The organism is Martelella sp. K41-7, from assembly GCF_055808365.1.
The window spans coordinates 2,397,690-2,418,389 of sequence record NZ_CM147867.1 but is presented as its reverse complement, the minus strand read 5'-3'; the positions used below and the strand labels follow the sequence as shown (position 1 = coordinate 2,418,389).

General features: G+C 58.6%; 19 protein-coding genes and 1 pseudogene. 11 read left to right on the top strand and 9 right to left on the bottom strand.

The features are described 5' to 3' along the window. The first annotated feature begins 53 nt into the window (after nt 1-53). Complete coding sequence (gene ruvB, locus AC0L7L_RS11470; RefSeq protein WP_473509090.1) at nt 54-1,088, top strand: Holliday junction branch migration DNA helicase RuvB; 1,035 nt, start codon at nt 54-56, stop codon at nt 1,086-1,088. A gap of 33 nt (nt 1,089-1,121) precedes the next feature. Here ruvB and AC0L7L_RS11465 read toward each other — a convergent pair whose 3' ends face one another. Next, entirely contained in the window at nt 1,122-2,024 is a 903-nt protein-coding gene (locus AC0L7L_RS11465) for an AraC family transcriptional regulator (RefSeq protein ID WP_473509088.1), read from the bottom strand. On the opposite strand from AC0L7L_RS11465, the gene AC0L7L_RS11460 reads away from it, so the two are divergent. Then, nucleotides 2,023-2,430, top strand: coding sequence for a DUF2000 family protein (locus AC0L7L_RS11460; RefSeq protein ID WP_272212047.1), 408 nt, complete (start codon nt 2,023-2,025; stop codon nt 2,428-2,430). The genes AC0L7L_RS11465 and AC0L7L_RS11460 overlap by 2 nt on opposite strands. Before the next feature lie 5 nt (nt 2,431-2,435). Here the strand turns inward: AC0L7L_RS11460 and rnd are convergent, their stop codons facing one another. Then, nucleotides 2,436-3,581 carry a ribonuclease D gene (gene rnd, locus AC0L7L_RS11455; protein WP_473509085.1) on the bottom strand — a complete coding sequence of 382 codons (1,146 nt, stop codon included), beginning with the start codon at nt 3,579-3,581 and terminating at the stop codon, nt 2,436-2,438. Between the two features lie 275 nt (nt 3,582-3,856). Here rnd and aspS point away from each other — a divergent pair. After that, nucleotides 3,857-5,645: pseudogene (gene aspS, locus AC0L7L_RS11450) on the top strand (aspartate--tRNA ligase). Nucleotides 5,646-5,738: 93 nt separating this feature from the next. Here aspS and AC0L7L_RS11445 read toward each other — a convergent pair. Then, nucleotides 5,739-6,989, bottom strand: coding sequence for a hypothetical protein (locus AC0L7L_RS11445; RefSeq protein ID WP_272212042.1), 1,251 nt, complete (start codon nt 6,987-6,989; stop codon nt 5,739-5,741). A 207-nt stretch (nt 6,990-7,196) separates the two neighbouring features. Between AC0L7L_RS11445 and parC the strand changes: the two genes are divergently transcribed. Beyond that, the gene (gene parC, locus AC0L7L_RS11440; protein ID WP_272212041.1) at nt 7,197-9,476 is read left to right on the top strand and encodes a DNA topoisomerase IV subunit A; all 2,280 of its coding nucleotides are present in this window, start codon (nt 7,197-7,199) and stop codon (nt 9,474-9,476) included. A 124-nt stretch (nt 9,477-9,600) separates the two neighbouring features. On the opposite strand, the gene AC0L7L_RS11435 is transcribed toward parC, so the two are convergent. From AC0L7L_RS11435 to AC0L7L_RS11425, 3 genes are all read right to left on the bottom strand, one after another. Beyond that, nucleotides 9,601-10,839, bottom strand: a complete 1,239-nt coding sequence (locus AC0L7L_RS11435) for an HlyD family secretion protein (protein WP_473509083.1) — start codon at nt 10,837-10,839, stop codon at nt 9,601-9,603. Further along, nucleotides 10,832-11,320, bottom strand: coding sequence for a hypothetical protein (locus tag AC0L7L_RS11430; RefSeq protein WP_272212039.1), 489 nt, complete (start codon nt 11,318-11,320; stop codon nt 10,832-10,834). The genes AC0L7L_RS11435 and AC0L7L_RS11430 overlap by 8 nt, the downstream gene beginning before the upstream one ends. A gap of 440 nt (nt 11,321-11,760) precedes the next feature. After that, nucleotides 11,761-11,901, bottom strand: a complete 141-nt coding sequence (locus AC0L7L_RS11425; protein WP_272212038.1) for a hypothetical protein — start codon at nt 11,899-11,901, stop codon at nt 11,761-11,763. 715 nt (nt 11,902-12,616) lie between these two features. On the opposite strand from AC0L7L_RS11425, the gene AC0L7L_RS11420 reads away from it, so the two are divergent. Genes AC0L7L_RS11420 through AC0L7L_RS11405 form a run of 4 tightly spaced genes read left to right on the top strand, consistent with a single transcriptional unit; the run spans nt 12,617 to nt 15,954 of the window. Continuing rightward, nucleotides 12,617-13,627: a Gfo/Idh/MocA family protein gene (locus tag AC0L7L_RS11420; protein ID WP_272212037.1), complete on the top strand. Its 1,011-nt coding sequence runs from the start codon at nt 12,617-12,619 to the stop codon at nt 13,625-13,627. Between the two features lie 19 nt (nt 13,628-13,646). Beyond that, nucleotides 13,647-14,720 carry a Gfo/Idh/MocA family protein gene (locus AC0L7L_RS11415; protein WP_272212036.1) on the top strand — a complete coding sequence of 358 codons (1,074 nt, stop codon included), beginning with the start codon at nt 13,647-13,649 and terminating at the stop codon, nt 14,718-14,720. Between the two features lie 7 nt (nt 14,721-14,727). After that, nucleotides 14,728-15,510: a FadR/GntR family transcriptional regulator gene (locus tag AC0L7L_RS11410; RefSeq protein WP_272212035.1), complete on the top strand. Its 783-nt coding sequence runs from the start codon at nt 14,728-14,730 to the stop codon at nt 15,508-15,510. 15 nt (nt 15,511-15,525) lie between these two features. Next, nucleotides 15,526-15,954, top strand: coding sequence for a VOC family protein (locus tag AC0L7L_RS11405; RefSeq protein ID WP_272212034.1), 429 nt, complete (start codon nt 15,526-15,528; stop codon nt 15,952-15,954). 88 nt (nt 15,955-16,042) lie between these two features. Here AC0L7L_RS11405 and AC0L7L_RS11400 read toward each other — a convergent pair whose 3' ends face one another. From AC0L7L_RS11400 to AC0L7L_RS11390, 3 genes are read right to left on the bottom strand one after another with little or no spacing between them, the layout of a single operon-like run. Beyond that, a complete protein-coding gene (locus AC0L7L_RS11400; RefSeq protein WP_473509080.1) occupies nt 16,043-17,347 on the bottom strand; it encodes a TRAP transporter large permease in 1,305 nt (434 codons plus the stop codon). 14 nt (nt 17,348-17,361) lie between these two features. Continuing rightward, the gene (locus AC0L7L_RS11395) at nt 17,362-17,868 is read right to left on the bottom strand and encodes a TRAP transporter small permease (protein ID WP_272212031.1); all 507 of its coding nucleotides are present in this window, start codon (nt 17,866-17,868) and stop codon (nt 17,362-17,364) included. 6 nt (nt 17,869-17,874) lie between these two features. Then, nucleotides 17,875-18,864 (bottom strand): sialic acid TRAP transporter substrate-binding protein SiaP, encoded by a 990-nt coding sequence (locus AC0L7L_RS11390; protein ID WP_473509078.1) that lies wholly within the window; start codon nt 18,862-18,864, stop codon nt 17,875-17,877. Between the two features lie 139 nt (nt 18,865-19,003). On the opposite strand from AC0L7L_RS11390, the gene AC0L7L_RS11385 reads away from it, so the two are divergent. From AC0L7L_RS11385 to AC0L7L_RS11375, 3 genes are all read left to right on the top strand, one after another. Further along, on the top strand, nt 19,004-19,900 hold the full coding sequence (locus AC0L7L_RS11385; protein WP_272212029.1) for a dihydrodipicolinate synthase family protein: 897 nt from the start codon (nt 19,004-19,006) through the stop codon (nt 19,898-19,900). A gap of 65 nt (nt 19,901-19,965) precedes the next feature. Then, nucleotides 19,966-20,247: a GntR family transcriptional regulator gene (locus tag AC0L7L_RS11380; protein WP_473509076.1), complete on the top strand. Its 282-nt coding sequence runs from the start codon at nt 19,966-19,968 to the stop codon at nt 20,245-20,247. Beyond that, nucleotides 20,231-20,635 carry an FCD domain-containing protein gene (locus AC0L7L_RS11375; protein ID WP_473509074.1) on the top strand — a complete coding sequence of 135 codons (405 nt, stop codon included), beginning with the start codon at nt 20,231-20,233 and terminating at the stop codon, nt 20,633-20,635. Before AC0L7L_RS11380 ends, AC0L7L_RS11375 begins: the two co-directional genes overlap by 17 nt. The last annotated feature ends 65 nt before the right edge of the window (nt 20,636-20,700 follow it).

The following is a 20,700-nucleotide window of genomic DNA, read 5'->3' as shown; positions in this document are numbered from 1 at the left end:
GGTTCGTTATGCTCATCTGAAATGGCCTGGAATTTGGAAAAGTCTGAATCATTATGAATGACGATGCTCGCCTGATCTCGCCCGACAAGCGAACCGAGGATCTCGATGCCGCCATGCGGCCGCAGACGCTGGATGATTTTACCGGCCAGGCAGAGGCGCGCGCCAATCTGAAGATCTTCATCGAAGCGGCCAAACGGCGCGGCGAGGCGCTGGATCATGTCCTGTTCGTCGGCCCGCCCGGCCTCGGCAAGACCACGCTGGCGCAGATCATGGCCAAGGAACTCGGCGTCAACTTCCGCGCCACCTCCGGACCAGTGATTGCCAAGGCCGGCGATCTGGCGGCGCTGCTGACCAATCTCGAAGAGCGCGATGTCCTGTTTATTGACGAAATCCACCGGCTGAGCCCGGCGGTTGAGGAAATCCTCTATCCGGCGATGGAGGATTTTCAGCTCGATCTTATCATCGGCGAGGGACCGGCGGCGCGTTCGGTCAAGATCGATTTGTCGAAGTTCACGCTCGTGGCGGCGACGACGCGGGTCGGGCTTTTGACGACGCCGCTCAGGGACCGGTTCGGGATTCCGGTGCGGCTCAATTTCTATACGGTCGAGGAGCTGGAATCGATAATCCGGCGGGGAGCCCGACTGATGGGGCTTGGCATGAGCGATGACGGCGCGCGAGAGATTGCCCGGCGCGCCCGCGGTACGCCGCGCATCGCCGGCCGGCTTTTGCGCCGGGTGCGCGATTTCGCCGAGGTTGCGGATGCTGACGCTGTTTCGCGCACCATCGCCGATGAGGCGCTGACACGGCTTGAGGTCGACCATATGGGGTTCGATCAGCTCGACCGGCGCTATCTCAACATGATCTGCCAGCATTTCGGCGGCGGCCCGGTCGGCATTGAGACCATCGCAGCAGGGCTTTCGGAACCGCGTGACGCGATCGAGGACATTATCGAGCCCTACATGATCCAGCAGGGTTTTATCCAGCGCACGCCGCGCGGTCGGGTTATGACGGCTACGGCCTGGAAACATCTCGGCCTCAATCCACCGAAGGAAATCGACCAGTTCCGGTTGTTTGACGAGGGCGAGTGAGTTTGTCGCCAAGGCGCTGCGGCGGGGAGAGTCTTATGTCCGGTGTTGTGCCGTTAGCGCCTGAAACCGCCCCGGCGTTATGCCATAGGTTTTCCTGAAATGCCGGGTCATGTGGCTCTGGTCTGCAAAGCCCGCGGAGACTGCCGCCCCGGCAAGCGTTTCTCCGGCCGCAATCATTGCCTTTGCCCGTTCCAGCCGCCGCTGCACCAGATAGCGGTGCGGGCTGGTGCCGAATGCCGCGCGGAACTGGCGCGATAGCGAAAACCGGTCAAGACCGGCGATGGCCTCAAGGCTCTCTGATCCGATATTGGCCTCGGCGCTTTCCGCAAGATAGTCCCGACAGCGAAGGAGTGCCTGACGCGCGAGCGGTCCGCGTCGGCAACCTGCTTCGCCATCGCCAAGGCGCAGCAGATGACTGGCGATTTCCGCCGTCACATCGTCACGTTTCAATTCTCCCATCTGCGAATCGAGGTCACCAAGCGCCTCCATCAGGCTTGAACGCAGGGCAGGATCATCCACCACAGGCGCCCGCACGAAAGGCAGGCTGGCGACGCGCGATAGGCCATGAAGTGCAGCACCGATCCTGTCCGGGCCGAGATAGATCATCCGGTAGGTGAGCCCGTCCTCACCGCCGGCGCCGCCATCATGCAGTTCGTCCGGGTGCAGGATGATCAGCCGGCCAGGCGTGGAAAACCGCGCGGCACCCCGATAGCTGAATGTCTGAACCCCGGAGACCGTCAGCCCGAGCGCATAGGTGTCGTGGCGATGCGGGGAAAACCCGTTGCCTGAAAACCGCGCTTCGATCCGCTCAATGCCGTTTTCGGCCGGAGCGGTGATGATCGCGTCGCGCCTGCACAAACGTTCAAGATCGCCGGGCTTCCGGCGCGCTAGGCTGCCGTTCGGTCCTTCAAATCCTATTCCGGAGTTTGCATTCATGTTCGACACCAAATTCGTCATCATCGTGCGCGACGATCTCGCCGTCTGGCAGAAGCTCAACGTCACGGCGTTCCTGTCCACCGGCATTGCCGCAGCCCAAGAGGAGCTGACAGGCGAAGACTACAGGGACCGGGACGGCAATGTCTATTACCCGCTTTGCGCCCAGCCGATCATCGTGCTCGGCGGCGATCAGGCCACGCTTTCGAAGGTGCTGAAGCGAACGGTCGAGCGCAGTGTGCCGGCCTCGCTTTATCTGGAAGAAATGTTTGCAACCGGCCATGACGACGCAAATCGCGCCGTCTTCGCCGAGTTTGCGCCGGAAGACGCCAGGGTCGTCGGGATTGCCTTCCGGACAGAAAAGAAGATCGCGGACAAGATTTCCAAAGGGGCGAAAATGCACGCCTGAGACCATCAGACTTCGATCATCTGAACCTTTTTGTCGACAAAACGCAACGCGACTTCGCCGTTGAGCAGTTTGAGCGCCGGTTCGCCGTAAAGCTTGCGGCGCCAGCCCTTCATCGCTTCCACATCGGCTTCTTCGCCCTCTGCGGCGATCCGGTCGAGGTCATCGGATGAGGCGATCACGCGGGCGGCGACCTGGTTCTGCTCGGCAACGATCTTGAGCAGGACCTTCAACAGTTCAGCGGCGGCGGCGGCTCCCTCCGGCAATTGTGGCTGACGGGGAATGCGCGGCCAGTCTGCCTTGGGGATCTCTAGCGCCGTCTTCACAGCATCCAGCAGGTTTGCCGCAGTGTGCGAACGCTCCCAGCCCTTCGGGATCATCCGCAGTTTTGCAAGCGCTTCCGGCTCTGTCGGGTGCTGTTGGGCGATTTCATAGACCGCGTCGTCCTTCAAAACACGGCGCCGCGGTACGTTGCGGTCGCGGGCCTCGCGCTCGCGCCAAGCGGCAATCGCCTGCATGATGGCGAAATCGAGCGGTTTCTTGACCCTCAGTTTCAGCCGCGTCCAGGCCTGTTCGGGCGGCAGGTCATAGGTCGCCGGCGTCTCCAGGATTGCCATTTCCTCGTCGACCCAGTCGGTGCGGCCTTCGCGCAGAAGTTCATCCTTCAGCTTCAGATAGACGTCCCTGAGGTGAGTGACGTCTGCCAGAGCATAGGAGAGCTGCTTGTCGTTGAGTGGGCGCGCGCGCCAGTCGGTAAAGCGCGAGGATTTATCGATATGCGCGCCGGTCAGCCGTGAGACCAGCTGATCGTAGGAAATCGAATCGCCGAAGCCGCAAACCATGGCGGCAACCTGCGTATCGAACAGCGGCGCGGGCAGGAGACCGCCCATGTGATAGACGATTTCGAGATCCTGACGGGCGGCATGAAATACCTTGACCACGGATGGGTCGGCCATCAGGTCGAAAAACGGCTTCAGATCGATGCCCTTCGCCAGCGGATCCACGAGGACCTCCAGATCGGGACTTGCCATCTGGATCAGGCAGAGTTCCGGCCAGAACGTGCTTTCGCGGATGAATTCCGTATCGACGGTGACAAAATCGGACTTGGCGAGCTTTAAGCAGGCCTCTTCAAGAGCGGCAGTGTTTTCGATCATAAGCACTATATCGTCGGTTGGTTTCCCTATCGTTCCTTGGCCTTTAGGACGGTGATGTCAAGGCGCAGTGACAAAAGGGAGATGGAAAAGGCTGAAGTCGGTCACCTTTAAACCGGTAAAGCTTGCTGTTGACCGCCTGATGTGGTTTAGCAGCGTCCAAACGGGCTTTGCCTTGACAAAGAAGGGCTGCCATGCGCTTTTCCGCCGGAATTCACCGCGAAGTCCGGCGCGGAACACCGCCTGCCTGCCTTCCAAAACCTTTTACGGATGAGACTATGCATCGCTATCGCAGCCATTCCTGTGCCGCCCTCAACAAGTCCGACGTTGGCCAGACTGCCCGCCTTTCCGGCTGGGTGCACCGCGTTCGCGACCATGGCGGCTTGCTCTTCATCGACCTGCGCGACCACTATGGTATGACCCAGGTGGTCGCCGATCCGGATTCACCAGCCTTTGCCACCGCCGAGAAGGTGCGCGGCGAATGGGTGATCTCGCGTTGACGGCAAGGTGCGGGCCCGTACCGATGAGACGGTGAACGCCAACATGGCGACCGGCGAAATCGAGCTTTACGCCGAGGAAATCGAAGTTCTGTCGGCGGCCAAGGAACTGCCGCTGCCGGTGTTCGGCGAGCCGGAATACCCGGAAGACTTGCGACTGAAATACCGCTTCCTCGATCTGCGCCGGGAAACGTTGCACGCCAACATCGTCAAGCGCACCAAAATCGTTGCATCGATGCGCTCGGCTATGGCCGACGCCGATTTCGGTGAATATTCGACCCCGATCCTGACGGCGTCGTCACCTGAAGGCGCGCGCGACTTCCTGGTGCCGAGCCGCATCCATCAGGGCAAGTTCTATGCCCTGCCGCAGGCGCCGCAGCAGTACAAGCAGCTTTTGATGGTGGCCGGTTTTGACCGCTATTTCCAGATCGCTCCATGCTTCCGTGACGAAGACCCGCGCGCAGACCGCCTGCCGGGCGAATTCTACCAGCTCGACGTCGAGATGAGCTTCGTGACCCAGGAAGACGTCTGGGACACGATGGAGCCGGTGATCGGCGGCGTCTTCGAGAAATTCGCCGATGGCAAGCCGGTGACGAAGAAATGGCCGCGCATTCCCTATGACGAAGCGATCCGCAAATATGGCTCCGACAAGCCGGATCTACGCAACCCGATCGTGATGGAAGCGGTGACCGAGCATTTCGCCGGTTCCGGCTTCAAGGTGTTTGCCGGCATGATCGAGAAGAACCCGAAGGTCGAGGTCTGGGCAATCCCGGCCAAGACCGGCGGCAGCCGCGCCTTCTGCGACCGGATGAATTCCTGGGCGCAGGGCCAGGGTCAGCCCGGTCTCGGCTATATCTTCTGGCGCAAGGAAGGCGAAGAGCTGACCGGCGCAGGCCCGCTGGCCAAGAATATCGGCCCGGAACGCACTGACGCGATCCGCACCCAGCTTGGCCTTGGCGAGGGCGATGCGTGCTTCTTTGTCGCTGGCGAGCCGTCGAAGTTCTACAAGTTTGCCGGTGAAGCGCGCACCCGTGTTGGCGACGAGCTGGAACTGACCGACAAGGACCGGTTCGAGCTTTGCTGGATCGTCGACTTCCCGTTCTACGAATGGCTGGAAGACGAGAAAAAGGTCGATTTCTCGCATAACCCGTTCTCGATGCCGCAGGGCGGTCTCGAAGCGCTTGAGAACGACGACCCGCTGACGATCAAGGCCTATCAGTACGACGCCGTCTGCAATGGCTACGAGATCGCCTCCGGTTCGATCCGTAACCAGTTGCCGGAAGTCATGGTCAAGGCGTTCGAGATCACCGGCAAGAGTGCCGCAGATGTAGAGGAACAGTTCGGCGGCCTTTACCGTGCATTCCAGTACGGTGCGCCGCCGCATGGCGGCTGCGCATTCGGCATCGACCGCATCGTGATGCTGCTTGCTGGCGCCAAGAGCGTGCGCGAGGTCGCGCTGTTCCCGATGAACCAGCAGGCGCAGGACCTGCTGATGGGCGGTCCGTCCGAGGCCGAACCCGCGCAGCTTCGTGAACTCGGCCTGCGGTTGATGCCGCAGAAGAAAGACTGAAGCGCTTTACCCGTTATGAAGAAAAAGCCCCGGCGATGATGATCGCCGGGGCTTTTTTTGGTTTGACTGTGAGGCCTGGAGAAGCCCGAGGGCTTACTCGTTGGCCGTCACCTGAAGGTTCAACAGCTGCGGGATCGACTGCGGAGCGGCCGCACCTGCCATGATCACGGCCAGAATCGGCATCTGCATCTGAGGTTTGATGCTGATGGTAAAGGTCTGCGGGTCGGCAAAATAGGTGCCAACCGCTGTCGTGACCATGTCAGCAAGGCCCGGCACATTCATCGCGGTCAGGTTGGAGCCGAGATCCACCTCGATCTTGTCGGCCATTTCCTCGGCGATCAGGCCTTCTTTCTCAGCCGCATATTGCAACGCTCGCGTGGTGATCGAGGCATCGGCAAAATTGACCCGGAATTCGGAAAGGCCGATTTTCTGGCCGAGCTCCAGAAGGTATTTCTGGTAAGGACTTTCCGCGTTTGCGGTTGCATTTGCGTCGTCGCTTTCGCTGATATCGCCAGAATCGGGCATTTCGGCGGAGAGCTTCTGCAGGGTCTCGATTGTTTCGAGCGTCAGTCCGGTCATGGCGAAATTGATGCTGAGCGTACCGACATCTTCCACCGCGATTTCGTAGGTCGAGATTTGGAAATCGCCGGACTGCGCATCCCAGACGCCGCTGAATGTGCCGCTTGAATGCGTTTCCATCAGGTCGAGCGCCGTCAGTGCCTCGCGGAAGTCGTCTTCCATGTCGTCAAAGCCTGAAAGGTCGAGCGTGATGCCGGAGACGGTGCCGAGGAAGCTGGCCTTGCTTGTATCGTCGTTGAATGTCTGGGTGCCGGTCGCACTCGCGATGGTGAGCACTTGGTGGCCTTCCGTGGTCACGGTTATGTCGCTCGCTTCGGTGTTGCCGGCATAGCTCCAGCCGGCAAGGGTACTCGTGTCGGGGGTTGCCGGCACTTCGATATCGCCCTGGATCAGCGAACCGATATTGACTTCAACATCTTCGCCGGTAAAGACCATGTCGGCGGCTGAGATCTTGTCGATGGAATAGCTGCCGTCGCCGTTTTCCGTCACCCCTTCGAAATCGAGTGTCATCGGTCCGGCCTGTTCAAGGCCGCCGAGCGCCTCCGGGTTGTCCGCCTCGGGACTGTAGACCACGCCGGAGACCGTCAGGTTCCCGTCTGCGCCCTCCTTGACATCGTCATAGGTGAAGGTGACGCTGCCCTGCGCCCTTGAGGCGGCATTGAGTTTTGCGAGCATATCCTCGGCATCGAGCGCGAAAGCGGGAGCGGATGTCGCTGCCAGGAAACTGCCGGCGAGGAGAAGGTTGCGGATGGGCGCTTTGCGCATGGGGTCACTCCCGGAATAGGTTCTGATTCTGGTTCACGTTATTCGGCATATAAGACAGAATTGCAATTCTGCCAGCATTGAGTTTGCCGGAGCCTCGTGTCCGGCGCGCGCCGTCCCTGCCATATTTAGCACGAGACCCCCTTGTTTTCAGGGGATTGAGATATCACGCGCCTTGCGGCGCGAGGTTGCATCCTCTAACAGAACTGCATGGGAAATGAAATTCTTCCGCCGGATAACGGCGACAACCACATCGATGCCGTGGACCTGCGCAAGGCGCTGGAAGAACGCTATCTCGCCTATGCGCTGTCAACAATCATGCACCGTGCTCTGCCGGATGTGCGCGATGGGCTGAAACCCGTCCACCGCCGCATCATCCATGGCATGAGCGAAATCGGGGTCCGTCCCAACGCGGCCTACAAGAAGTGCGCTCGTATTGTCGGCGATGTCATGGGTAAGTTTCACCCCCATGGCGATGCCTCGATCTACGATGCGCTGGTGCGGCTTTCGCAAAATTTCGCCCAACGCTATCCGATGGTCGATGGTCAGGGCAATTTCGGCAATATCGACGGTGATAGTGCAGCGGCGATGCGCTACACCGAGGCGCGCATGACCGATGTGGCGGCGCTGATGATCGAGGGCCTCGGTGAAGATGCTGTCGATTTTCGCGCGACCTATAACGAGGAGGACGAGGAGCCGGTGGTCATGCCCGGCGCCTTCCCGAACCTGCTTGCCAACGGCTCCACCGGCATTGCCGTCGGTATGGCAACCTCGATCCCGCCGCACAACGCGCATGAGCTGTGCGAGGCGGCGATCCACCTGATCAAGCATCCCGAAGCCGATGTCGAAGATCTGATGACGCTGCCAGGTGCTGATGGCCCCAAGGCCAACATGATCCAGGGGCCGGATTTCCCCACCGGCGGGATCATCGTCGAGGATTTCGACTCGATGGTCGAAACCTACAAAACCGGACGCGGCGGCTTTCGCGCCCGCGCGCGGTGGGAGAAGGAAGACCTCGGACGCGGCAATTATCAGATCGTCGTCACCGAAATTCCCTATGGCGTACAGAAATCACGACTGATCGAGAAGATCGCCGAGCTGCTGATTGCCCGCCGGCTGCCGCTTCTGGAAGATATTCAGGATGAATCCGCTGAAGACATCCGCGTTGTTCTGGTGCCGAAATCGCGCGCTGTTGATCCGGCACTGATGATGGAATCGCTGTTCAAGCTGACCGATCTGGAACAGCGGTTTTCGATGAACATGAACGTGCTGTCCCAGGGCAAGGTGCCCAAGGTGATGGGGCTTGTCGCTGTTTTGAAGGAGTGGCTTGGCCACCGCCGCGAAGTGCTGCAGCGCCGCTCAAACCATCGGCTGGCTGCGATTGACCGGCGGCTGGAAATTCTCGGTGGCCTGCTGGTTGCCTATCTGAACCTCGACGAGGTCATCAAGATCATCCGCGAGGAAGATGAGCCTAAGGCCGTGATGATCGCCCGCTGGTCGATTACCGACGTGCAGGCCGAGGCGATCCTCAACATGCGGCTTCGTGCGTTGCGCAAGCTCGAGGAAATCGAGATCCGCAAGGAGTTCGACGCGCTGTCCGCTGAAAAGGCCGGTATCGAGGCACTGCTCGCGTCGGAAGAAAAGCAGTGGCAGACGGTCGCCTGGGAAATCGGCGAGGTCAAGAAGACCTTCGCCAAGGCAACCGAGCTTGGCCGCCGGCGCTCGACATTCGACCACGCGCCCGAAACCGATGTCGAGGCGATCCATCAGGCCATGATCGAGAAGGAACCGGTCACGATCGTGCTCTCGGAAAAGGGCTGGATCAGGGCGCTGAAGGGGCATGTCGACACCTCCGGCGTGTCGTTCAAGGATGGTGACAGCCTGAAACTCGCCTTCCCGGCGCAGACCACGGACAAGCTGGTGATCGTCACCACCGGCGGTAAGGCCTTCACACTCGGCGCTGACAAGCTGCCGGGCGGGCGCGGCCATGGCGAGCCTCTGCGCATCATGGTCGATATCGAGGCCGAACAGGACGTTGTCACCGCCTTCGTGCATGAGCCGGGCCGCAAACTGCTGATCGTATCGACCGGCGGAAACGGCTTCGTGGTCGAAGAGGATGCAATGGTTGCCAACACCCGCAAGGGCAAGCAGGTGATGAATGTCACCATGCCTGCAGAGGTGAAGCTGCTGACACCTGTCGTCGGCGATCATGTTGCCGTCATCGGCGAAAACCGCAAGCTTCTCACATTCCCGCTGTCTCAGATTGCCGAGATGACCCGCGGAAAGGGCGTGCGCCTGCAGCGCTACAAGGATGGTGGCCTGTCAGACGCCAAGTGCTTTGTGCTCGAAGACGGTCTTACCTGGACCGACAGCGCCGGCCGTACCCACACCCGCAGCAAGGATGAACTGCTGGAATGGCGCGGCGACCGCGCCATGGCCGGCAGGATCGCGCCGAAGGGGTTCCCGCGCAATGGTACGTTTCGCGGGTGAGGTGATGTCTGTCAGGCTGGTACTGGCATGATTGCGCCGTAGATTTGTTTGACGGGGCGGGCCGACGGTCCGCGGCCGACCAGAAGAACCCGGGACTGAGCCCCGGGCCAGTATGGTGCCCGGGTCAATGTCCGCCTGAAAAGACCAGCTGATTGACCGGCAACATCAGCACTTCCAGTCTGAGCAATGCGGCGTGCAGAATGCCCACTGTGTCGATGACGTGCAGCAGGATCTTCTTGCCGGTGCCGATATCCGGATTGTCATACAGATCGTGATTATTGGTATAAACATTGGCAATACAGGAACTGCCCGGTGGTATCGCAGCGTCCTGCCCTTTGTATAGAGCCTTCATGCGCACCAGCACCGAGCCTGGTTTGCTGGTGCGTTCGACGGCGTCAACCAATTGATCCGATGGGCGAAACTGTCCTGCTGCGATCACATCCTGTACACTCTCGACCACCACCGGCACGATGTTGAACGGGTTGGTGGCGCAGGACAACTCGCCGATCATGCCTGGGTGGATGACCTGAGCCGTGAGCTGCCCGAAGCCGGCAACGAAGAACTCGCCCTCCGGCTCTTCCGGCACGAGGATCCCGGCCGGTCGCAGATACGGGTTGACGATATCGCCGGGCCGGAGTTGAAACTGCTGGACGCGGCCTGAGACACTGGCTCGGATTGTCCGCTTGTCGAGTTCCGCTTCGGCTTGGCGCAGCAAGGCCTCGGCATTGCCTTTCTGGGCCGGTAACAGGGCTTCGATACGAACTTCGACCGTCCTTTTCTGAGCCAGCGCAACATCCACCGCGCTTTTCAGCTCTTCGACGCGACTGCTTTGGGTATCGACAACCCGCTGGGAGACAGCATCCTGATTGCGGCTTTGCAGTCCGAGATTGCGATCCAATTCCGTCTGGACCTGTTGCAGCGCGCTGCGGGCTTGCTCCACCGACGCAGAGGCCGCAGCGAGTTCCTCGCGCGCGACTGTCTGTTGAGCCGCGACCTCAGCGACTTTTTCCCTTGCGGCATCGACTGCTGCGCGCTGCTGGCGGTCGTCCAGTGTGAAGATCACATCGCCATCATCTACAATGTCACCGGTGCGAACATAGACCTCTTCGACACGGCCTGGCGCGTCCGGCAGAAGGGAAACGGTGCGGAAGAAGGATGTCACCGCCGTTGACGTCGGATGGTAGAAAAACACGGTGGTGATCAGGATGATGGTCAGCATTGCGCATCCGGTAATTCCCCAGCGCAGCTCATACCAAACAGAAAAGAGATTGATTTCCTGGCCGATTTTCTTGTTCTGACCATACCGGCGATAGAGGTAATCCGGGAAGATTGTGAAAAGAGAGCAGAACAGCAGTTCAAGCATTGTCTTTTCCTTCCCGTTCGGCATCGACGGTATCGCTCTCAGGCGTCGCGGTGGCATGAGCGTCTTCGTCAGGCGTCGCCTGCGCAGGCGAAGGTGTGGCTGGTGCAGCCGGAGGAGAGGCTCGTTCGGCTACGGACGTCGTCGTCCCCGAAAGGCGCTGCAGCGAAGCTGCTATGGAATTGACCGGCGTAAGAAAGTCGGGAACGCGAATTGCCACGATCAGGAGCGCTACCACCCAGAAAATATTGTTGTGTGTGAACAGTGAGAGCAGCGCGAGAACGCCGACAAGCTGCAATTGAACGCTGTTGCTCTTGTGCGCCATCCGTTCCGGCAGGGAGTGGAGGTAAAGGTAGAACACCCCGATCAGAAGGACGAGCACAATGGTGAAAATGATCATCCCGACAAGGAGGACATCGGTTTGACCCGGTCCGGTGATGAACATCGGCAGATATCCGACATGCTCGACTGTATTTGCTTCCATTTTGTCCCCCGTTACCCGGATTGAACCCAGAAGGCGTGTATCCGGAAAGCCTGTCAGACGCTGTCACGCAGTCAGACCGTATTATATGCCCTTTTTGTCCCTTGAAACCCAGTATAAAATGAAATTTATGGCGACGTCATAGCTAAATAACAGCAGAATCGATCATTCGAGTGAATCGATGGTCATGGTCAGCTTGGTTGCCTGCGCGACCGGTCGTTCTCCTCGGGAGGGCTATTTCTGTGTCGATCGCTTTTTTTGTGTCGCATGCGGCTTGTCGCGCTGTGTGATGGTGACGTCGCGAATGGCTTTGTTAGTCGCGACGAGGACGTCATCACGACCGTATTGCGGGAATGCCGCAATGGAGACCGAAGGTCGCAAAGAGAAGTCTCTCCGCTGGCTTTTTCGGTGCATGTTTTGGCTTTGGTGATGCGACGGGCGGTTCAGGGACCGGTGCTGTTCTTCGGGCACGGCTGCAGCGCATCATAGGCGCGGTAAAGGTGGCTCGCCGTCTCGGCGTATCCAAGACGCATGGACAATTGCAATGTGATATCGATCAGATCGAACAGGTCTCCGCTGCTCATTTTCCTTACCTTTGAAGGGGATCTCGCTTTGCGATCTTGTTCGGTGGTATTGGTCATGCTTCCCTCCACACGCCCTGTTTGACCAGCGGAAAACCGGTTGTGGGCGTTTCAAAACCTTATCGTGCAGCCTGTTTCAGCTCGTCGAGGCCGATGGCATTTTGTGCACGCAGTGTGTGCTATGTGCGTTCACAGCAGAATTTCGTACCATTGGTATGATGCTGACATTTTCATCTACTGCAGGTGAACACAAAATAGCTTCATTAATATTTTCGACATTAATAATGGTGCGTTGAAATGCAATATTACACATAATTATTATTTTATTTATATTTAATAATGCCTACTTTTTCGGCTTTAAGTTTTTTATTATTTAATCGGGGTGTGCTCTGGTGATCCGGGGCTCAACATATTTTGTGCGCCGCCGCCGGGCTTTGGAATGTGACGGCGAGGAGATCAGCCAACACCATCGAATAAACGGCTTGGTCTGGCCAAAGAAAAATGACCGAGTATTCCAGACTTCTGCATCGTTATGTTTTACTGTTTAAATACAGTGTCTTGTTGTGGTTCTTCATGGGGCGTTGACCACAAGGTCGACTTGACAGAGCTTCTGGTTTTCTATCTGGTCAGTCCAAACTGAGGGAGGTTTCGCGGTGCCAGTCCGGTCTTTGTTGACCGGCCACCGCGGTTTACAGGTCAGATCGAGGAGTGTTTACTGATGCTGAAGTTTGCGGTCGTGGGTATCGATCACGGGCATATTTTCAATCACGTCGACGGGTTGCTTGCGGCCGGTTGCACATTTGTTGGCTATTGTGAGAAGACGTCCGTTCCTGACCTGCTGGAGGACTTCCGGCAAAAATACCCAGACATTCCGGCAATAGACCGCGACGCGATTTTCGAAAACCCCGAAATAGACGTCATTTGTATCGCCGCGATTCCCGCCGATCGCGCTGGCCTTGCGGTACGTGCCATGGAAGCGGGCAAGGATGTGATGGTCGACAAGCCCGGTGTGACCACGTTCGATCAGCTCGCTGCGGTGCGGGATACGGTTGAGAAAACAGGGCGGATCTTTTCCATCTGCTTTTCGGAGCGGCTTTGCGTGCGCTCCGCTGTAAAGGCCGGCAAGCTCGTTGCGGAGGGTGCGATTGGCAGGGTCGTGCAGACACTCGGCATGGGCCCGCATCGCAAGTCGCTGAGTGTGCGGCCCGACTGGTTTTTCATACCCGAACGCTTCGGCGGCATCATCGTCGATATTGCTTCGCATCAGATCGACCAATTTCTATTCTACACGGTCTCAAAGACGGGCGAGGTCGCTGCATCCAGCATCGGTAATTTCGGCACAACCGCGACGCCGGAATTCCAGGATTTCGGCGAGGTGCTCCTGCGCAGCGACCGCGCCAGCGGATATGTTCGTGTTGACTGGTTCACGCCGGACGGCTTGCCGACCTGGGGTGACGGTCGCCTCACCATTCTGGGAACAGAGGGCTATATCGAGCTTCGGAAATATGTCGATATCGCAGGGCGACCGGGCCAGGACCACCTTTATCTGGTCAATCAGTCGGGTGTGGAATATCTCGACTGCTCCTCTGAGCCGATTGAGTATTTCGATCAGTTCGTCGCGGATGTGCGAGACCGCACTGAAACCGCACTGAGCCAGAGCCACGTCTTCGAAGTATGCCGCCTGTCGCTGGAAGCCCAGTCGAAAGCGGACAACATCACCGCGTGTTGAGCGGATCCGGGAGAACACCATGACCACAAAATTGCGTGTTGCAGTCATCGGCTCGGGGATCGCGGCCCAGCACCTCGCGGGTTTCAGATCGAATGCCGACCGTTTCGAGGTTCCGGTGCTTTGCTCGCTCGACGAAGAGCGTGGCCGCGCGCTTTGCGATGAATACGAGATTGCCGAATATACTCAGGAAACCGCGTCCTTGTTTGCACGAGATGATATCGACATCATCGATATCTGCACGCCACCGCATAGCCATTTCGATTTGAGCCGGATGGCGCTTGAGGCCGGCAAGCATGTGATTTGCGAAAAGCCACTGTTCGGCTCTGTGGCCGATGTCGACCGGATGATGGAGATCGCCGCGGCGTCCGGGAAATCGTGCATGCCGATCTTTCAGTACCGCTATGGGACAGGACTGCAGAAGCTCAAACACCTCACCGAACTTGGTCTGACCGGTCGCCCCTTCATGACCACGATAGAGACCCATTGGTGGCGTCCGCCGGCGTATTTTGCGGTTGAATGGCGCGGAAAATGGAAGACGGAGCTTGGGGGTGGGCTGCTCGGCCACGCGATCCACGCCCACGACATGCTGAATTATATCCATGGGCCCTGCGCGGAAGTGTTTGCCTATGGCTCCACGCTGGTCAACGATATCGAGGTCGAGGATACGGCTGCACTTGCGGTGAAAATGCAGAACGGCTCTCTGGCCTCGCTCTCGATGACGCTCGGCTCCCGCGAGCAGATATCCAGACTGCGCTTCTGCTTTGAGAAGCTGACGGTTGAGAGTATCCGCGATCCCTATAAAGTCAGTCGCGATCCCTGGCGGTTTGTCGCAGAGGATGAAGCGCATCAGCGGCTGGTCGACGATGCGCTTGACGCGGTTGTGCCGGTGGCGGACGGCTATGCACGCCAGTTCGCGCTGTTTGATCAGGCGCTTCAGGCCGGAGAAGCGCCGCCCGTGACGCTGCAAGATGCCCGCAACTCGCTGGCCCTTGTCACGGCTGCCTATCATTCGACACGCACCGGCCGCCCAACGCCGATGCCCATTACAGCAGATCATCCGCTCTATAACTCGTGGCTGCCTGAGCAGGGATAGCAAACGCGTGCAGGACACACCGAAGAACGAGGACGAGAAGGCAGGCGGCGCTCGCAAGGTTCGCCTGCTTGCCGCCAAACGGCTCTATCAGGTCGTTGCCCGGCGGATCGCCCGGATGATCGAGGAAAACCAGGCGACGCCGGGCTGGCATCTGCCGTCCGAACGCGAGCTTGCCGAACAGCTGGAAGTCAGCCGCACAGTCGTGCGTGAGGCGGTCATCGCTCTGGAAATGCGTGGCATTGTCGAGGTGCGCGGGCGTGCCGGTATCATTGTGCTGCCGGCCCACGTCAACACGCTTTCCTTCGATGCGCTCAACACCGATATCGGCCCCGGTCCGTTTGAGCTGTTGGAGGCACGGCTTGCACTGGAGACGAGCGCCGCTGCTCTCGCTGCCGAGCGGGCCACGCGCTACGACATCATGGAGCTTGAAGAGTGTATCGAGCACATGCAGCTCGAAACCGATGAAGTGTTCATGAACGAGAAGGGGGATCGCGAGTTTCACCTGACCATCGCCAACATGACCGGCAACGCCATTATCCTGTCGATGATTCAGGCCCTGTGGGACCAGCGCGATTCCTCGCGCATGTGGCAGCGGGTCCATCGCCATATCCATGCGCCGAAGGTGAGGGCCTTGTGGATCGGCGATCACTACGCGATCGTTGCGGCACTCAAGATGCGAAACAGCGAAGCGGCGCGCCATGCCATGGAACGCCATATCACCAATGTTACGGATGAACTGCTGAAGGCCGACGAACTTGGCCGTTTCTCATCCGGCGATGCGGATGAATGAGGAGTTGATGAACCCATGTTGAAAGGCATCGAGCATGTCGGCATGACCGTCAGCAGTATCGATAAAAGCCTGAATTTCTACGTCGACCTGCTGGGCCTGAGACTGGTCGTCCGGCGCTCCGGTGACGAGCGTTCCGATGGCCGGCCGATCGATCGGGGTCCGGCGGGCCATCAGCTATGCTTTCTCGATGCTGGCAACGGCATGCTGGAGATCATGGGGCCGGCAACAGGGGCGCTGCAGGCCGAGGATGTTGCCGCCGGGCGGGCCGGCCTGCGTCACCTGACCTTCTGCTTCGATGATGTCGAGGCGCTTTACCAAAAGCTGCAGGTCGCCGGTGTGGAAATGGTCGAGGCGCCGCGTCAGGCTTACAACAGCGACATCATCAGCAAGGTTGCCTTCTGCCGCGATCCCGACGGAATTCTGATCGAGCTTGTGGAGCGGTAACGGCGGCTTCGCATGCGGGCCAAAATGCATAACGGTCGGTCCTGTCATGGGACCGGCCGTTATGCATTTTGGCATTCGCAGTTTTGGCTCAGAGCATGCCCGCCGCGCGTGGCAGCCACAAGGATAGGGCCGGTATGAAGGTGAGCGCCATAAGCATGGTGATCAGGATCGCCATGAAGAACCATGTCTCCCGGATCATCTCGCCAAGCGGTATCCCGTTCAGTGCCTTGATGATGAACAGCAATATGCCGTAGGGCGGAGTAATCAGCCCGATCATCATGTTGAAGACGAGGACGATACCCAGATGGTTGAGGTCGATGCCGAGCGCTGCCGCCGTCGGAATGAACAGCGGTGTGACGACCAACATGATCGTCGAGACATCAAGGATACAGCCGAGCAGCAGGTACAAGATGTTCAGCAGTATCAGGAATTGCCAGGTCTCAAGCTGGTAGTTGTCGAACGCCTGGAACACCATCAGCGGCACCCGCTCAACGGTGATCACATAGTTGAAGATGAAGGCGCCACACAGCACCATGGTGACCACAGCCGTGGTTTTCATGCTGGAGATGACTACGTTCCAGAAGGACCTGAGCCCGAGCACCCGGTAGGCGAAAACGGCTAGCAGCAGGGCGTAGAGCGCCGAGACGGCAGCCGCTTCTGTCGGGGTGAAGATGCCGGAATAGATGCCGCCGAGCAGAATGATGGGCATCAACAACGCCGGGAAAGCGCGGATGATGATCAGCGGCAGGGCGCGGAACGGAACGGCTTCCTCAATCGGAAAGCCGCGAATCTTGGCCATGATGCCAACTGCGACCGCCATGACCGTGCACATCAGGAGCGCCGGCACGACGCCGCCGAGGAAGAGCACGCCCACCGATGTGGAAGAAATCAGGGCATAGAACACCATCGGGATCGATGGCGGGAAGATCGGCCCGACGACGGCGGAGGCTGCGGTCAGCGCACCCGCGAAACCGCGTGGATAGCGGTTCTCTTTCATCATCATATCGGTAATGATCTTGCCCACGCCCGCCGCATCGGAGATCGCCGAACCGCTCATACCTGAGAAAATCAGGCTGGTGAAGATGTTGACCTGCGCTAGGCCCCCGGGAAGTCTGCCGACCACAGCAAGGGCAAAATCGAGCAGCCTGTCGGAGATCTTGCCCTCGTTCATCACATTCGCGGCGAAAATGAAAAGGGGCACGGCAAGCGCAACAAAATTGCCGAAAACGCCGTTCAGCACATTTTCGGCGGCGAGCCCGACATCGCGCCCGGCCAGGAAAAGATAGAAAATGCTGGCGACAATCATCGAGATACCGAAGGGTAGCCCTGTGATGGTGATCGTCACCATGATAACCAGCATGACGATCAGCGCATGCTCGGACAGAAATGACATGTCAAAAATCCCCGTCAGATCTCCTCGGTCCATTTTGGTCCGGAAAGACGTATGAGTCGCCAGATCGCCTGCACGGTGAAGCCGAACAGGAAGAACAGATAGCAGCCATAGACCAGGTTCATCGGAATGCGGAGAACCGAGCTCTTCTTGCGTGTCAGAAAATCGAGATAGTCCCAAGTATAGGGGATCAGGAGGGCAAAGGCCGCGATCAGCATCACCATTGAGAACATGGTGAAAAACCGGCGTGCGCGCTCCGGCACGATATCATAGACGACATCGAAGGAAACATGCTCGCGGATTGGAACGCAAAAGGCCGCCGCCCAGAATACCGCCCAGATGAAGGCGATCATCGTAAACTCTTCGGTCCACAGCAGCGGCCGGTTCATCACGTATCGGTAGAAAATCTGGATGATGAAGCCGACGAACGCTGACAGAAAGAACAGGGCGCCGATGGCATCCGCGACGGCCTTTAGAAAAATGCCCCACTTTCGTAGGGCATTGGCAGTATCTCGGGCCGGCATGGCGGATCACTCAGCCAGCTGGTTGATCTGTTCGACCCAGCCTTTTGGCCAGTCCGCCGCACGCGGCGAATTCATATAGGCCTGCTGAACATGGGATCGGAACGCGTCAACATCGGGTGTCGTCACGGCAAGGCCTTTTTCCTCGAGAAAGGCGACAAGATCTCCTTCCACCTTCACGCGCTCGGCATTGTTCCAGTCGCAGGCGGCCTTGGCGGCCTTGGTGACAGCCTCTTTCTGCGCGTCGTCCAGTTCATCCCAGAAAGTGTTGGAGACGGAGAAGTTGATGGCGTCAACGAGGTGCGACGTCAGCGTGATTTGGTCGGTGACTTCGTAGAATTTTGCGGCTGCGACCGTCGGCAGAGGGTTGTCCTGAGCGTCAATCGTGCCGGTCTGCAGGCCGAGATAAACTTCGCCGAAGGGGAGCGGTGTCGGGTTGGCGCCAAGCGCCTGACCGAGAAACAGCCATGCGTCGGAGCTCGGCATACGCAGCTTCACGCCGGCAAGATCGTCCGGGGTCTGGATATCCATCTTGTTGCGCAGGTTCAGCTGGCGGGTGCCAAGATAGCAGGCGTCCAGAATCTTGATGTCCATTTCATCGGAAACGGTTTGCTCGAATTCCTGGCCGATATCGCTTCCCAGGAAGGTGCGGTAATGTTCCGGGCTCTGAAAAAGATAGCCGGCTGTCAGCAGGCCGTATTGCGGCAGAGCATCGGCGATCAGCTGATAGGACACATAGGTCATTTCGGCATTGCCGCGCTGAAGCGCATCAAGGTCGGCACCCTGGCCGAACAATGAGCCGGAATCATAAATCTGCACATCGAACGTGCCGGGCAGTTCCTTTTCGACAGCGTCTTTGAACACGTGCAGAGCCTTGGTGTGCAGGTCGGTCGGCACGCTCGGCACGGTCATTTTCAGTTCGATCGGATCCTGGGCCAGAGCGGGCGTCGCGATGAACACGGAGCACAGCAGCGCCTTGGCGATAAGTGACTTCTTCAAAATCATTCCTCCCTACAAGTCGGCCGGTCTCCTCATTTATCAAAATGTCCCGGCAGGCAAAATCAACTTTACGGGTTTCGATCACTGATGTAAATACTGATTGTATCAGCCATACGATCAACGTCCGGGAAGGAACATCATGCTGGCGGAAAGTGATCTGAGGGGCGTTGTCGGAGCTTGTGTAACGCCGGTAACAGAGGCTTGTGAAATCGATCTCCAGCGCCTCAAGTCTCATATGGAATTTATGCTCGAAGGTGGCTGTTCCTTTGTTTCGGAGTTCGGCACGACGGGTGAGGGCGCTTCTTTCTCGACCCGCCAGAAAGTTGAAGCTTTGAGGGCGCTTGCTGAGGCAGGCATGGATATGAAGCGCCATATTCCGGGTGTTGTCGCCTCCGCGCTTGACGAAGCAGCAGGCATGCTTTCTGCAATAGCAGAGGTCGGCGCGCGCGCGGCTCTCGTTATCCCGCCCTATTATTACGCACCCTCTTCACGTGGGGCGGTTGCCGATTTCTATGAGGCAATGATCGAGCGGGCCGATTCTCCGGATATCGAGATCGTGCTCTACAATTTCCCGCACTTCTCCGGCGTCACCTTCGACGTGCCGCAGGTGGAAGTGATGCTTGAGCGATTCGGGAAGCGTATTGTCGGGATCAAGGATTCCACCGGGAGCTTTTCCGAGGGGCTGAAGCTGATCGAAGCGTTTCCGCAGCTTTCGATTTTCACTGGAGATGACCGTATTCTGCCGGATATGGTCGCTGCCGGCGGCGCTGGTATGATCGGTGGTATGACAAACCCTTATCCCGCTGATACAGTCCAGCTTTATACCGGACCGGTCACCGATGCGCTCAGGGCTCGGGCCAAGGCGCGGATAGAGGCCGTTGATGGCTATGGCGGAACGGTGGTTTTGAAGGCGCTGGTTTCCGAACTGCGCAATGATGATGCCTTCAGACGAACGCTGCCGCCACTTTCTCCGGCAAGCGCTGCCGTTATGGAGAGGGTTCATGCAGCAGCCGTAGAGCAACCGGTCGCAAGCTGAGGCGGTTGATGGCAAGGGCAGCGCCCGGGCACTGTCTGTAACTTGGAGAGGGAAGAAAAGCCGTGGTGAAACAAGGTGCAATCGAGGCCGGTGGCGCGGGCGTGAAGGATGCGGCCTACGATCTTTTTCAGGATGCGCTGATGAGCGGGCAATTGCGCCCTGGCCAGATGGTATCGCAGCGTGCGCTCGTTGAAATGCTGAACCTTTCAATTGGCGCACTTAGGGAACTTCTGCCGCGACTTCAGGCTGAAGGGCTCGTCAGTGTGCTGCCGCAACGCGGAATTCTGATACCCGCAATCGATCTTTCTATGATTCTGCAATACCTTTCAGATGCGCGCCGCGCTTGAGCGCGAAGCGGTGATGCACGCGGTGCAGCACATGTCCGATACAGTGCTTGAAAGCCAGCGCAAGCTGCATATCGAGATCATTGATGCCGTGCGCAAGGCACCGACACCGGAGCTTTTGGCGCGCGGCCAGGAGGTCGACACCGGGTTTCACAACTTGCTGATTTCTGCCACCGACAACGAGCTTTTGCGTAGCGCCTACAACATCAACGCTATTCGTATGCGGTTGATCAAGCTTGACCGGATCCGACTGAATGAAACCGTGCTGCCGGAGGCTTTCGGCGATCATCTGGCGGTTATCGATGCCATTCAGAAGCGGGACCTGACGGCGGCCGTTGAAGCGATGGACAAGCATGTGCGCAATGCGCGCAACCGTGCTCTGCAGCTTTAAGTGTCTGTCCAAGAATTCAACGAGGCCGGAAATTCAAAGTGTGTCGATGCAATATAACCGCGCCG

What these genes read in the sequence shown, in the direction of transcription:
- ruvB (WP_473509090.1), top strand. Translation starts at nt 54, where the DNA reads ATGAATGACGATGCTCGCCTGATCTCGCCCGACAAGCGAACCGAGGAT.
- AC0L7L_RS11460 (WP_272212047.1), top strand. Translation starts at nt 2,023, where the DNA reads ATGTTCGACACCAAATTCGTCATCATCGTGCGCGACGATCTCGCCGTC.
- AC0L7L_RS11465 (WP_473509088.1), bottom strand. Translation starts at nt 2,024, where the DNA reads ATGAATGCAAACTCCGGAATAGGATTTGAAGGACCGAACGGCAGCCTA.
- rnd (WP_473509085.1), bottom strand. Translation starts at nt 3,581, where the DNA reads ATGATCGAAAACACTGCCGCTCTTGAAGAGGCCTGCTTAAAGCTCGCC.
- AC0L7L_RS11445 (WP_272212042.1), bottom strand. Translation starts at nt 6,989, where the DNA reads ATGCGCAAAGCGCCCATCCGCAACCTTCTCCTCGCCGGCAGTTTCCTG.
- parC (WP_272212041.1), top strand. Translation starts at nt 7,197, where the DNA reads ATGGGAAATGAAATTCTTCCGCCGGATAACGGCGACAACCACATCGAT.
- AC0L7L_RS11435 (WP_473509083.1), bottom strand. Translation starts at nt 10,839, where the DNA reads ATGCTTGAACTGCTGTTCTGCTCTCTTTTCACAATCTTCCCGGATTAC.
- AC0L7L_RS11430 (WP_272212039.1), bottom strand. Translation starts at nt 11,320, where the DNA reads ATGGAAGCAAATACAGTCGAGCATGTCGGATATCTGCCGATGTTCATC.
- AC0L7L_RS11425 (WP_272212038.1), bottom strand. Translation starts at nt 11,901, where the DNA reads ATGAGCAGCGGAGACCTGTTCGATCTGATCGATATCACATTGCAATTG.
- AC0L7L_RS11420 (WP_272212037.1), top strand. Translation starts at nt 12,617, where the DNA reads ATGCTGAAGTTTGCGGTCGTGGGTATCGATCACGGGCATATTTTCAAT.
- AC0L7L_RS11415 (WP_272212036.1), top strand. Translation starts at nt 13,647, where the DNA reads ATGACCACAAAATTGCGTGTTGCAGTCATCGGCTCGGGGATCGCGGCC.
- AC0L7L_RS11405 (WP_272212034.1), top strand. Translation starts at nt 15,526, where the DNA reads ATGTTGAAAGGCATCGAGCATGTCGGCATGACCGTCAGCAGTATCGAT.
- AC0L7L_RS11400 (WP_473509080.1), bottom strand. Translation starts at nt 17,347, where the DNA reads ATGTCATTTCTGTCCGAGCATGCGCTGATCGTCATGCTGGTTATCATG.
- AC0L7L_RS11395 (WP_272212031.1), bottom strand. Translation starts at nt 17,868, where the DNA reads ATGCCGGCCCGAGATACTGCCAATGCCCTACGAAAGTGGGGCATTTTT.
- AC0L7L_RS11385 (WP_272212029.1), top strand. Translation starts at nt 19,004, where the DNA reads ATGCTGGCGGAAAGTGATCTGAGGGGCGTTGTCGGAGCTTGTGTAACG.
- AC0L7L_RS11375 (WP_473509074.1), top strand. Translation starts at nt 20,231, where the DNA reads ATGCGCGCCGCGCTTGAGCGCGAAGCGGTGATGCACGCGGTGCAGCAC.